Consider the following 12,510-nt stretch of genomic DNA (forward strand, 5'->3'; position numbering starts at 1 on the left):
GCCGGGCGGAAGAGCGAGCCCGCCAGGCAACCGAGCAGCTTCGGCGCGAACCGAGCCTGCTGACCGACGGCCGACGGGCCGAGGGAACGAGCCCGCCAGGCAGCCGGAGCAGCTTCCGTGCGGGCCGAGGCTGCTGACCGACGGCCGACGGCTACGAGCCTGCCGCCCTGGCGCGGGCGGCTCGCGTGCCGACGCGTGGCCTCGACGGCCGGCTACAGGCGACCGGAGAACGAGCCGGCTGCCCGGCTGCGTGGATGCGCGCCGCGCGTGATCATCGTCAGCGCGGGCTCAGGAGCGCGGTGCCGCGACACCTGGGTGCGCACGAGCTGCCGCGCCGCCGCGGAGGGCGTACGGCGGCGCGACAGCTCGACCGTCCGCTCATGCCCGTCGGGGAGGGCATGAGCGGGAGTCCGGGACGGCTTCTCGTCGTGCCGATCACGCAGGTAGCGGGTCATCTTGGCGCGTGCCGCGGCCTTGCGCTGCTCGTCCTTCCTGCTCCGCAGCCACCACCACACGCACGTCGCGATCGGAGCAATCGCCAACACCAGGACCAGCGGCACCAGCCAGTTCATGACCTCTCACCACACGTTTGCGTCGGGCTTCCGACGGACCCCCAGCGTTACCCTTTCGAGATCCGAAAGCTATGTGATCGAGCCCGGCGGGTCAATGAACCTGTGACCTATTGCGGCTGAAAGAACCCGTTCGTTACCCCGAAGCGCGCAACCGGCGTGCGTAAGCAGCAGGCGTGACACCCTTCCAGCGGCGGAAAGCGGCGATGAAACTGGTCGCCTCGGCGTATCCCAGCCGGATCGCCACGTCCGAGACCGACAGCGCCCCGGTGGCCAGCAACTCCTCCGCGAGCGCCTCACGGACCTCGTCGCGTAGTTCGCGGTAGCTGGTGCCGTCCTCCGACAAGCGCCTGCGCAGTGTGCGGACGCTGATGTGCAGGTCTCGGGCCACCGCTTCCATGCCGGCGTCGATACCCGACTCGAGCGCGCCGAGCCGCAGCAGCCGGGCCCGCACCTGCTGCGACAACCCGGTCCTGGTGCGTTTGCGGGCGACCAGCTCCCGGCACGCAGCCTCACACTCGGCGACCGTCTGCGGATCCGCCTTCGGCAACGGGTGGTCGAGCAGCGCTCCGTCGAGGTACCCCACGTTGTCCGCCGCACCGAAAGTCGGCCGCACCCCGAACACGTCCTCATAGGCAGGCAGTTCCTTGGCCTGCGGTGGCGGGAACCGGAAGCGCTGGCTCAGCAGCCCGACCGGGACCGTGAGGAGTTCCCGCAGCACCGTGAAGATGGCGGCGAGATCCCGCTCCACCGCGAAGCGCCGCACGTCTTCCGGCACGTCGCCGTCACGCAGCTCGAGCCGCAGTTTGCCGTCTGCGATCTCCACGACCGGGATGGCGAACGCGAAGCTGAGGTCCCAGTACCGCAGCGCGAACGTGATCGCATCACGCAGCGTCTGGCTGCTCAGGCAGGCGAACCCGAAGATTCCGAACGTGCTCAGGCGGTACCGCCTGCCGACCTCGAGGCCCAGCGCGGGCCGATGCCCGAGTGCGCCCACCAGGTTGCGGACCACCGCGAGCTCCTGGTGGGCGTCGATCTGGGTCGCCGGGTCGGACGCCGCCGACGCCGTGATGCCGCTGCCCTGCAACACGTCGTCCACGGGCACGCCGTGCTCGGCGGCGAACCGGGCCATCAAAGCGACGCTGGCGGAGCCCCGCGGGAACGTCCACGCCTCGACCGCAGGCTTGCCTTCGACTCCGGGCGCGAGGTCTGAGTGGGTGACCATGGCCGGAATTATGGATCGGTTCGCCCGCGGCCGCCGTACCTTGCTGCCATGACCGCACCCAGGGTGACGAGCGCAACACCCGGCGAACGATCCGACTTCGGGGGCACCGAACGCACCACGGTGGCCATCGTCGGCACCGGTTTCGGTGGCCTGGCCATGGCGCTGGAGCTGCTCCGCAACGGCTTCGACGACTTCGTGCTGCTGGAGAAGGGCGACGACGTCGGGGGTGTATGGCGGGAGAACACCTACCCGGGCGCGGCGTGCGACATCCCGTCGCCGTACTACTCGCTGTCCTACGAGCCGAATCCGACCTGGTCGTCGCGGTTCTCGCCGCAGGCGGAGATCCAGCAGTACATGCGCGGCCTGGTGGACAAGTACCGGCTGCGGCCCAAGATCCGCTTCGGTTGCGAGGTCTCCAGCGCCACGTTCGACGAGGCCACCAACACGTGGCGGATCGACGCGGGCGGCACGACGATCGTCGCGAACGTCTTCGTGCCGGCCACCGGGCAGCTGTCCCGACCGAAGCTGCCCGACCTGCCCGGGCTGGACGAGTTCACCGGTCCGTCGTTCCACTCGGCGCAGTGGGACCACTCGGTCGATCTCACCGGCAAGCGGGTGGCCGTGATCGGCACCGGGGCGAGTGCGGTGCAGTTCGTGCCCGCGATCCAGCCACACGTGGCCCACATGACGGTGTTCCAGCGCTCGGCGCCGTGGATCCTGCCCCGACCGGAGGTGCAGTACCGGAAGTGGCACCACACGTTGTTCAAGCTCGTGCCGCCGGTACGCCTGGCCGAACGCTTCGGCTTCTGGTTGCTCTGCGAAGTGATCTCCCTCGGTCTGGTGGACGCGCCGTGGATGCGCCCGCTGATCAGCCAGATCGCGCTGCGCAAGCTGCGGAAAGAAGTTCCCGACCCCGAGCTGCGCGGCAAACTCACCCCGGACTACGCCGCCGGCTGCAAGCGTGGCTTGTTCTCCGACGACTACCTGCCGACGTTCAGCAAGCCGAACGTCAGCCTGGAGACCACGTCGATCGAGCGGGTCGAGCCGAACGGTGTGCGCACGGCCGACGGCACGCTGCACGAAGCCGACGTGATCATCTACGCCACCGGGTTCCGAGCGACGGAGTTCCTCGGCCCGATCACCGTGCGCGGCGCCGGTGGCCGCGACCTCGCCGAGGTCTGGCGGGACGGCGCGTTCGCCTACAAAGGCATGAGCGTGCCGGGCTTTCCCAACATGTTCCTGATGTACGGCCCGAACACCAATCTCGGCTGCGGCTCGATCATCTACATGCTGGAGACCCAGGCCGGCTACATCGCACAGGTGATCCGCGAAGTGGCGCGACGGCGCGGCATCGCCGTGGACGTGCGTGAGGACGTGTGCACCGAGTACAACCGTGCGCTGCAGAAGAGGCTGGACCGCTCGGTGTGGACGTTGTGCTCCAGCTGGTACCGCAACGCGTCCGGCCGCATCACCAACAACTGGCCCGGCACGGTTCTGGCCTACCGGATGACCGCGCGCCGGTGGCAACCCTCCGACTACCGCACCGTGCTGCCCGCTCGGTCCACTGAAGGAGTGACGGTATGAGGTTCGACTACGACGTGCTGGTCATCGGCTCCGGCTTCGGCGGCAGCGTCGCGGCGCTGCGACTGACCGAGAAGGGATACCGGGTCGGCGTGCTCGAGGCGGGCAGACGCTGGGACCCGGAGGACCTGCCGTCGTCGAACTGGAACGTGCGCAAGTCGATCTGGGCACCGAAGCTGGGCTGCATCGGGCCGCAGCGCATCAACATTCTCGGCAAGTGCATGGTGTTCAGCGGCGCGGGCGTCGGCGGCGGGTCGCTGATCTACGGCAACACGCTCTACGAGCCGCTGGAGCCGTTCTACCGGGACAAACAGTGGGCGCACATCACCGACTGGCGTGCCGAGCTCAAGCCGTACTACGACCAGGCCAAACGTATGCTCGGCGTGACGACCAACCCGCGGCTCACCCCGGCGGACGAAGTCGTCCGAGAGGTGGCCGAGGACATCGGGGTCGGCGACACGTTCCACCCCACCGACGTCGGCGTGTTCTTCAACGAGGACAAGCCCGGCGAGGAGGTGGACGACCCGTACTTCGGCGGTGCGGGCCCGCGGCGGGCCGGATGTATTCACTGCGCGCGGTGCCTGACCGGCTGCCCGCACAACGCCAAGAACACCACCACGAAGAACTACCTGTACCTGGCCGAGGCCAACGGGGCCGTGGTGCATCCGTTGACCACCGCGACCGCGGTGCGGCCGCTGCCCGGTGGCGGCTACGAGGTGCACACCAAGCGTTCCAACGGCAAGCTGCGCAAGGGCAAGCGGATCTTCACCGCCGAGCAGGTGGTGTTCGCCGCGGCCGCGCTCGGCACACAACAGTTGCTGCACAAGATGCGCGACACCGGCACGCTGCCCAACCTGTCGCCGCGGTTGGGTCACCTGACGCGCAGCAACTCGGAAGCGATCATCAACGTGGCGTCGCGGCGCAGGCACGATTTCGCGCAAGGCATCGCGATCACCTCGTCGATCCACCCCGAGCCGAACACCCACCTCGAGGTGTGCCACTACGGCGAGCGGCAGAACGCGCTGTTCCCGATGACCGTGCCGATGGTGGACGGCGGAGCGTTCCGGTTCCTGCGGTTCCTGCTGGCGATCGTGCGGCGGCCGAGGGCGTTCCTGCGCAGCCTCAACGCGCGGCGCGCGTCGGAGCGGTCGGTGATCCTGCTGTTCATGCAGTCGCTGGACAACTCGCTGCAGTCCTATCTCAAGCGTGGACGGCTGAAGACCCGGCAGGGCACCGGCGAGCCGAACCCGACGTGGATCCCGCTGGCGCACGACATCGCCCGCCGGTTCGCGGAGAAGGTCGACGGGGATCCGCAGGGCCTGTTCACCGATGTGGTCAACATTCCGGCGACGGCGCACTACATCGGCGGTTGCCCGATCGGCGCGACACCCGAAGAGGGCGTCGTCGACCCGTACCAGCGGGTGTTCGGCCACCCGGGCCTGCACGTCGTGGACGGCTCGGCGATCACGGCGAACCTCGGCGTGAACCCGTCGCTGACCATCACCGCGCAGGCGGAACGGGCCATGGCGTTCTGGCCGAACAAGGGCGAGCAGGACCCGCGGCCGCCGCTGGGCTCGGAGTACCGCAAGATCACCCCGGTCGCGCCGAAGAACCCCGTGGTGCCGGAGGCCGCCCCGGGGGCGCTGCGGTTGCCGCTTCAGCCCGCATAACACCGGCGGCCGACGTCGGCGCGGAACTCTCGCGGGCATGTCGACGCCATGGGCGCTCGGCCGCGTCCCACGGGCGGTACCGACGTAGGCGGCGCCCGCCGGGCGGTCAACGCTCGGCGCCGACGACCGCCCACCGGCCGGACCGCCAGCGGCCGACCACGGCGGCCAGCCGCAGCAGCATGAACACGGCCAGCCCGGTCCAGATCCCGACCAGTCCCCAGCCGAAGCTGAGCGACAGCCAGATCAACGGCAGGAAGCCGAGCATGGCGCTGGCCAACGTGGCGTTTCGGAGGAACTTCGCGTCGCCCGCGCCGAGCAACACGCCGTCGAGGGCGAACACCACGCCGGCGATCGGCTGCAGCAGCACGAAGAACCACCAGGCGCCCGGCACCTCGGCCAGTACACCCGCATCGGACGTGAACGCCTTCGGCAACACGCCGTGCACGGACGCGAAGATGACCAGCAGGATGCAGCCGAAGACCAGGCCGTAGCCGGTGATCTGCCTGGCGAGCTTCCGGGCCCGGTCCGCCGCGTGCGCACCCAAGGCCGCACCGATGAGCGACTGCGCAGCGATCGCCAGCGAGTCCAGCACCAGGGACAGGAACGTCCACAGCTGCAACACGATCTGGTGGGCGCCGACCGCTTCGGCGGACGTACGGGCTGCCACCGCCGCGGCGGACAAGAAGCACGCCTGGAACGACAGGCTGCGCAGCACCAGATCCCGGCCGAGCACGAGTTGGGCGCGCATCACCTGCGGCTGCGGTCGCAGCGGAACGTCCTCGCGCGCCAGCGCACGCAGGAACAGGCTTGCGGAGATGGTCTGCGCCGCCACGTTGGCCGCCGCCGAGCCTTCCAGGCCCCAACCGACGCCGTAGACCAGCAGCGGGCACAGAACGGCCGAGATGCCGTTGCCCGCCAGCACGTAGTACAGCGGGCGACGGGCGTCCTGCACCCCGCGCATCCACCCGTTGCCCGCCATGGTGACCAGGATCAGCGGCGCGCCGAACAAGGCGATGCGCAGCCACGACACCGCGTTCGCCGCGATGTCGTCGGCCCCGGCCAGCGCCCCGGCGATCGGCTCGGCGAGCAGCTGGCCGAGGACCAGCACCACTACACCCACCGCCAGCGCCAGCCACGTGGCTTGTACGCCCTCGGACACCGCGTCCTTCCGGCGCCCGGCTCCGTGCAAGCGGGCGGTGCGCGCGGTCGTCCCGTACGAGAGGAAGGTCAACTGCGCGGAGACCTGAGCCAGCACGACACCGCCCACTGCGAGACCGGCCAGCGGAAGCGCGCCGAGATGACCGACGACGGCGGTGTCGACCAGGACGTAGAGCGGTTCGGCGGCCAGCACGCCCAGCGCGGGGACAGCCAGCCGGAAGACTTCCCGTGCGCTCACCGGCGCTCCAGCAGCGGAGCCTGCGCCAACGCGTCCAGCAGAGCCTCGACGCAGCGCTGCGGATCGCCTTCCATGCGACAGCCGGCGGCCAGGTGGTGACCTCCCCCACCGAGACTGCGCGCCACCGCGGCGACATTGATCACGCTCTTGGCGCGAAGCGAGACCGACCAGCGGCGCGTGCTGCCGCGTGGCTGCTGCTCCTTGAGCACCACGGCCACCTCGGCCTCGGTGGTCGACCGCACGATGTCGATGACGCTCTCGACCTCTTCCACCCGGACGTCACGCGCGGCCTCCAGGTCGACGACCGCGTGAACCACGCCGAGTCCGCGGGCGGCGGCGGGTTCCAGTCGTGCCCCGGCCAGCACCCGGGACAGCATCGGTAGCCAGGTGAACGGGTGGTCGTCGAGCAGGGTGCGGCCGAGCCCGTCGGGGTCGACCCCTGCCTCGATCAGCCGCGCAGCCAGCCGGTGGGTCTCCGGCCGGGCCCGCCGGAACGACGAGGTATCCGTGACGAGACCGGCATACAGCCCGCGTGCCACCGGCTCCGTCAGCGGCAGGCCCATGGCGTCCAGCACACGCATCGCCACCACCGCACTCGCCTCCGCCTCGGTGTCGACCACGTGGTGTGTGCCGTAGAACAGGTTGGATGCGTGGTGGTCGATCACCAGTACCGAGCCACCGGCCTCGACCGTGCGCTCCACCCGCGGAGCGAGCGAGCCCAGCCGTGCTGGACTGGGTGTGTCCACGGCGACCAGCACCTGGTCGACTTGCGGCAGGTCGCTCGGGCGCGTCAGCAGTCCCGCGGCGTCCAGACCGCGCAGGGAGTGCGGCACCTCGTCCGGCTCCGCGAAACTGACCCGTACGGTCGCCCCGGCCTCGTGCAGCGCGTGCCCGAGTCCGAGCGCGGTGCCCAACGCGTCGGCGTCCGGATCGATGTGGCCGAGAAGCGTGACCTCCCCGGACGGCACCTGGTCGGCCAGCAGGCGCGCGGCCTGGTCGACCGCGTTCGGCGACGCCCCGTTGTGACTGGAGTGGCTGGAGTTCACACCAGCAAGCTACGCGGCCACTCCGACATCGAGCACGGGCACTACCATCGTTCGGTGTCATCCGAGTACCTGATCCTGCAACTGCCATCGGCGAACCGGGTCTACGCCGAGGACGCGCCGCGGCTGATGCGCGCCGAACTCGCGGCGTTCAGTGAAGCGGTCGGCGGGATCGCCGACATCGATGACGTCGAACTCGGCGGACTGCGTTACGTCCGCTTCACCACGCCCGAGCTCACCGAGCAGCGGCTGGCGCTGCTGTCCAACGCCTCGTCGCTGTACGGCTTGTTCGAGCGCGTGCAGCCGGACTTGCTGCGTCCGGTGAGGATCCGGCCGCTGGACAAGTTCGATTCCGATCTGCTGACCATCCAGAAGTACTCCGGCAAGACGAACGAGCAGTTCACCCGGCTGCTGCTGAACGTGACGTGCCTGGCCATGGCCGAGCCACTGGCCATGTTGCGTCGCCCGCTGCACGTGCTGGACCCGCTGTGCGGCCGCGGCACGACACTGAATCAGGCGATGATGTACGGCTTCGACGCCACCGGGGTCGAGCTGCTGGAGCGCGACTTCGAGGCGTACGAGCGGTTCATCAAGACGTGGCTGCGGACCAAACGGTTCAAGCACACCGCGGAATCCGGCCAGTTGCGGCGACAGAAGCACAAGCTGGGCCGTCGGCTCGACATCACGTACGCGCCGACGAAGGAGGAGTTCAAGGCCGGTCGGTCGCGAACGTTGTCGTTCCGAGCGACGGACACGCTCCACGTGGACGAGATCTTCGGGCGCCATGCGTTCGACGTGATCGTCACCGACGCGCCGTACGGCGTGCAGCACGGCAGCAGGCAGAGCGGCGAGTTGCAGCGGAGCCCGCGCGACCTCCTGGCCGCCGCTGTGCCGGTGTGGACCAGGGTGCTCAAGCCCGGCGGCGCACTGGGGATCTCGTGGAACGACCTGGTGCTGCCGCGCGCGGAGCTGCTGGACATCCTCAGCCGCGCCGGGTTGAAGCCCCGTGAAGGAGCGCCCTACGAACAGTTCGCGCACCGCGTGGACCACGCCATCGTGCGTGACCTGGTGGTGGCGACCAAGCCCGCATAGGGCCGAGCGGAGCGCGGCGGGTGGCGGTTGGGGCTGCCCGCAGGAGGCGCGGCGGCCCGGCGAGAGGCGCGGCGGCCCGGCGAGAGGCGCGGCGGCCCGGCAAGAGGCGCCGCAGCCCGGCAAGAGGCGCCGCAGGCCGCAGCCGGGCGGCGAGGCCGGTACGGGGTCCGCCGCGGCGGGGTGCCACGCGCGCAAGCGCCACTCACAGCGCCGGACAGCTCTCGGCCGGCGGCCCCGCAGCCCTTCGCGGTGCGCGGGGAGCCGAGCCTCCCGCCGATCTCGCACCCTGCATCAGCGGGGTGCTCCACCCGGGTGAAGCGCCGCCTACCGGGCGTTCTCGTCAGCGTCCTCGTCGACCGGCTTGCGGTACGGGTCCGGGTCTCCGGCAGGCTTCGCCCCGGTCGCCCGCCGCGCCACCTCGGCGTCGGCGGCGCGCGCCTTCGCCAGCAGCTCGTCGATGTGCCGCGCGGACTCCGGCACGTTGTCGGGCACGAACGTCAGCGTCGGGGTGAACCGGACACCGGTCCCGGCACCGACCTTGCTGCGCAGCAGCCCGCGGGCCGACTCCAGCGCGGCCGCGGCGCCTGCCATGTCCGGCTCCGCGTCGACGCTCTCGCCGAGCACCGTGTAGTACACCGTGGCGTCGCGCAGATCCCCGGTCAGCCGGGTGTCGGTGATCGTGACGTAGTTGAGCCGGGGATCCTTGATCTCGTGCTCGATGGTCGAGGCCACGATCTGACCGATCCGCTTGGCCAACCTCCGCGCGCGGGCGTGATCCACCACCGCGCACCCCTCCTTGACTTTTCGTTGTCTAATCGTCCGGGCCGAGCCAGCGCCTGCGTGCCGACACCAGCTCCAGCTCCGGACGGCCCGCTACCTGTCGTTCGCAGGCATCGAGTATCTCGCCGACGTGACCGGCGTCGACCGACAGCGCGGCTATTCCGATCAACGTGCGGCGATACAGGTCCTGGTGGCCCGCCTCGGCGACCGCCACATCGAACCGTCTGCGCAGTTCGGCGATCACCGGGCGGACCACGGACCGCTTCTGTTTGAGGGAGCGGACGTCGCCGAGAACGACGTCCAGCTCCAGCACTCCGACGTACACCTACCTACGCGCGAGGCTTCTGCCGCTGCTCGTAGGTCTCGATGACGTCGTCCACCTTGATGTCGTTGTACTTGCCCAAGGTCAGACCACATTCGAAGCCCTCGCGGACCTCGACGGCGTCATCCTTGAACCGGCGCAGCGACGCGATCTGCAGGTCTTCCGCGACCACCACGTTGTCCCGCAGCAGGCGCGCCTTGGCGTTGCGGCGGATCTCGCCCGAGGTGACCAGGCAGCCGGCGATGGTGCCGAACTTGGACGACTTGAACACCTCGCGGACCTCTGCCCTGCCGAGCTCGACTTCCTCGTACTCGGGCTTGAGCATGCCCTTGAGGGCGTTCTCGATCTCCTCGATCGCCTGGTAGATCACCGTGTAGTAGCGCACGTCCACGCCTTCGCGGGTGGCGATCTCGGTGGCCTTGCCCTCGGCCCGGACGTTGAAGCCCAGCACGATGACGTTGTCGGCGATGGCGAGGTTGATGTCGCCCTCGGTGATGGCACCGACGCCGCGGTGGATGATCCGCAGCTCGACGTCGTCGCCGACATCCAGCTTCATAAGGGCGTCTTCCAGTGCCTCGACGGTACCGGAGTTGTCGCCCTTGATGATCAGGTTGAGCTGGTTGGTCTCCTTCAGCGCCGAGTCCAGGTCCTCCAGGCTGATGCGCTTGCGCTTCTGCGCGTTCTGCGCGGCCCGAGCCCTGGCCTGACGCCGCTCGGCGATCTGGCGGGCCGTGCGGTCCTCTTCCACCACCAGGAACGTGTCACCCGCACCCGGAACCGACGTGAAGCCGATGACCTGCACCGGCCGGGACGGCAGCGCCTCGGTGACGTCCTCGTTGTGCTCGTCGACCATGCGGCGCACGCGGCCGTAGGCCTCGCCCGCCACGATCGAGTCGCCGACCCGCAGCGTGCCGCGCTGCACCAGCACGGTGGCCACCGGACCACGTCCGCGGTCCAGGTGCGCCTCGATCGCCACACCCTGGGCGGGCATGTCCGGGTTGGCCCGCAGATCCAGCGCCGCGTCCGCGGTCAGCAGGATCGCTTCCAGCAGCTGGTCGATGTTCGTGCCCTGCTTCGCCGAGATGTCGACGAACATCGTGTCGCCGCCGTACTCCTCGGCGACCAGGCCGTACTCGGTCAGCTGCTGCCGGATCTTGGCCGGGTTGGCACCTTCCTTGTCGATCTTGTTGACCGCCACCACGATCGGTGCCTTGGCCGCCTGGGCGTGGTTGATCGCCTCCACCGTCTGCGGCATGACGCCGTCGTCGGCCGCCACCACGATCACCGCGATGTCGGTCGAGCTGGCACCACGGGCACGCATGGCGGTGAACGCCTCGTGACCCGGGGTGTCGATGAAGGTGATCAGCCGCTCCTCGCCGTCCAGCTCGGTGGCCACCTGGTAGGCACCGATGTGCTGGGTGATGCCACCCGCCTCGCGCTCGCCGACCGACGACTTCCGGATGGTGTCCAGCAGCCGGGTCTTACCGTGGTCGACGTGACCCATGACGGTCACCACCGGCGGCCGGTACTCGAGGTCCTCCTCGGTGCCGATGTCCTCGCCGTAGGTGATGTCGAAGGACTCCAGCAGCTCGCGGTCCTCTTCCTCCGGCGAGACGACCTGGACCTTGTAGTTCATCTCCGAGCCGAGCAGCTCGAGGATGTCGTCGGAGACCGACTGGGTCGCGGTCACCATCTCGCCGAGATGGAACAACACTTGCACCAGCGACGCCGGGTTCGCGTCGATCTTCTCCGCGAAGTCGGTCAGCGAAGCACCACGGGGCAGGCGGATGGTCTCACCGTTGCCCTTGGGCAGGCGCACGCCACCGACGGTGGGCGCCTGCATGTTCTCCATGTACTCCTGGCGCTTCTGCCGCTTCGACTTGCGCCCCTTGCGGCTCGGGCCACCGGGACGGCCGAACGCACCCGCGGCACCACCGCGGCCACGGCCACGGAAACCGCCGCCACCACCGGGTGGGCCACCGGGACCGCCGCGGAAACCACCGCCGCCGCCACCGGGACGGAAACCGCCGCCGCCACCGCCACGCGGACCACCGGGTCCGCCACGGCCGCGGCCGCCGCCAGGACCACCACGGCCACCGGGACCACCGGTACCGGCGGGCCGCTGCGGACGCGGCGGCATCATGCCCGGGTTCGGGCGCGGCGGCATGTTGCCGGGGCTCGGACGGCCACTGGCCGCCGGACGCTCGCCGGGACGGCCGGGACGCGGCTGCCGCTCGCCACCGCCCGGACGGGGCGGTGCGGGACGCGGCGCGGAACCGGAACCGACACCGAACGGGTTGTTGCCGACTCGCGGCTGACGCGGACCGGGCTTCGGTCCCGGCTTCGGACCCTGCGGTCGCGGCGGGACGACGCTCGGCGTGGGCGCCGAGCCCGGCTTGGGCCCGGGCTTGATGTCGCCTGGCTTGGGCACAGCCGGCTTGGGCTTGTCCTGCTGCGGCGTCTGCGTAGCCGGCTGCTCCTTCGTGTCCGGCTTCGGCGCCGCAGGCTTGGCCGCGGTGTCGGTCTTGGCTGCCGCCGGCTTCGCCGGTGCGGACGCAGCCTTGTCCGACTTCTTCTCGTCGGCCTTCTTGCCCCCACCGAACGCATCGCGCAACCGTCGGGCCACCGGGGCCTCGACCGTCGACGATGCCGACTTCACAAACTCGCCCTGCTCCTTCAGCTTGGCGAGTACTTCTTTGCTCGTTACCCCGAGCTCTTTCGCGAGCTCGTGTACGCGGGCTCTGCCTGCCACTGCTCTCCTCATCTGCAGAGGCCGGCGGCGCTACCCGCTGACCTCGTCCTTACTGTCGCGCGTTCATGGCTTCAGCTTCA

Annotated in this window: 10 protein-coding genes; 3 read left to right on the forward strand and 7 right to left on the reverse strand. The window is 69.9% G+C overall.

The features are described 5' to 3' along the window. Positions 1 to 212: 212 nt before the first annotated feature. Together YWM_RS0112705 and YWM_RS0112710 are read right to left on the reverse strand one after the other, a co-directional pair. Positions 213 to 572 carry a hypothetical protein gene (locus YWM_RS0112705; protein ID WP_028851051.1) on the reverse strand — a complete coding sequence of 120 codons (360 nt, stop codon included), beginning with the start codon at positions 570 to 572 and terminating at the stop codon, positions 213 to 215. 133 nt (positions 573 to 705) lie between these two features. Next, positions 706 to 1,794, reverse strand: coding sequence for an AraC family transcriptional regulator (locus tag YWM_RS0112710; protein ID WP_028851052.1), 1,089 nt, complete (start codon positions 1,792 to 1,794; stop codon positions 706 to 708). Positions 1,795 to 1,842: 48 nt separating this feature from the next. Between YWM_RS0112710 and YWM_RS0112715 the strand changes: the two genes are divergently transcribed. Both YWM_RS0112715 and YWM_RS0112720 read left to right on the forward strand, forming a co-directional pair. After that, a complete protein-coding gene (locus YWM_RS0112715; RefSeq protein ID WP_084612373.1) occupies positions 1,843 to 3,378 on the forward strand; it encodes a flavin-containing monooxygenase in 1,536 nt (511 codons plus the stop codon). Further along, a complete protein-coding gene (locus YWM_RS0112720; protein WP_028851054.1) occupies positions 3,375 to 5,045 on the forward strand; it encodes a GMC oxidoreductase in 1,671 nt (556 codons plus the stop codon). The genes YWM_RS0112715 and YWM_RS0112720 overlap by 4 nt, the downstream gene beginning before the upstream one ends. Positions 5,046 to 5,151: 106 nt before the next feature. Here YWM_RS0112720 and YWM_RS0112725 read toward each other — a convergent pair whose 3' ends face one another. Both YWM_RS0112725 and YWM_RS0112730 read right to left on the reverse strand, forming a co-directional pair. Continuing rightward, positions 5,152 to 6,441, reverse strand: coding sequence for an MATE family efflux transporter (locus YWM_RS0112725; protein WP_028851055.1), 1,290 nt, complete (start codon positions 6,439 to 6,441; stop codon positions 5,152 to 5,154). Then, the gene (locus tag YWM_RS0112730) at positions 6,438 to 7,487 is read right to left on the reverse strand and encodes a DHH family phosphoesterase (RefSeq protein WP_052344843.1); all 1,050 of its coding nucleotides are present in this window, start codon (positions 7,485 to 7,487) and stop codon (positions 6,438 to 6,440) included. The genes YWM_RS0112725 and YWM_RS0112730 overlap by 4 nt, the downstream gene beginning before the upstream one ends. 72 nt (positions 7,488 to 7,559) lie before the next feature. On the opposite strand from YWM_RS0112730, the gene YWM_RS0112735 reads away from it, so the two are divergent. After that, the gene (locus tag YWM_RS0112735; protein ID WP_028851057.1) at positions 7,560 to 8,576 is read left to right on the forward strand and encodes a TRM11 family methyltransferase; all 1,017 of its coding nucleotides are present in this window, start codon (positions 7,560 to 7,562) and stop codon (positions 8,574 to 8,576) included. Positions 8,577 to 8,900: 324 nt separating this feature from the next. On the opposite strand, the gene rbfA is transcribed toward YWM_RS0112735, so the two are convergent. Genes rbfA through infB form a run of 3 tightly spaced genes read right to left on the reverse strand, consistent with a single transcriptional unit; the run spans position 8,901 to position 12,430 of the window. Next, positions 8,901 to 9,359 (reverse strand): 30S ribosome-binding factor RbfA, encoded by a 459-nt coding sequence (rbfA, locus tag YWM_RS0112740; RefSeq protein WP_028851058.1) that lies wholly within the window; start codon positions 9,357 to 9,359, stop codon positions 8,901 to 8,903. A gap of 28 nt (positions 9,360 to 9,387) precedes the next feature. Beyond that, on the reverse strand, positions 9,388 to 9,681 hold the full coding sequence (locus YWM_RS0112745) for a DUF503 domain-containing protein (protein WP_028851059.1): 294 nt from the start codon (positions 9,679 to 9,681) through the stop codon (positions 9,388 to 9,390). A gap of 4 nt (positions 9,682 to 9,685) precedes the next feature. After that, positions 9,686 to 12,430, reverse strand: a complete 2,745-nt coding sequence (infB, locus tag YWM_RS23460) for a translation initiation factor IF-2 (RefSeq protein WP_028851060.1) — start codon at positions 12,428 to 12,430, stop codon at positions 9,686 to 9,688. Positions 12,431 to 12,510 lie beyond the last annotated feature (80 nt).

The sequence above is a fragment of the Thermocrispum municipale DSM 44069 genome (assembly GCF_000427825.1).
Classification (GTDB): Bacteria; Actinomycetota; Actinomycetes; order Mycobacteriales; family Pseudonocardiaceae; genus Thermocrispum; species Thermocrispum municipale.

Bases quoted from the DNA above. Each gene is read 5' to 3' on its own strand.
- YWM_RS0112705 (WP_028851051.1), bottom strand. From the start codon at position 572: ATGAACTGGCTGGTGCCGCTGGTCCTGGTGTTGGCGATTGCTCCGATC.
- YWM_RS0112710 (WP_028851052.1), bottom strand. From the start codon at position 1,794: ATGGTCACCCACTCAGACCTCGCGCCCGGAGTCGAAGGCAAGCCTGCG.
- YWM_RS0112715 (WP_084612373.1), top strand. From the start codon at position 1,843: ATGACCGCACCCAGGGTGACGAGCGCAACACCCGGCGAACGATCCGAC.
- YWM_RS0112720 (WP_028851054.1), top strand. From the start codon at position 3,375: ATGAGGTTCGACTACGACGTGCTGGTCATCGGCTCCGGCTTCGGCGGC.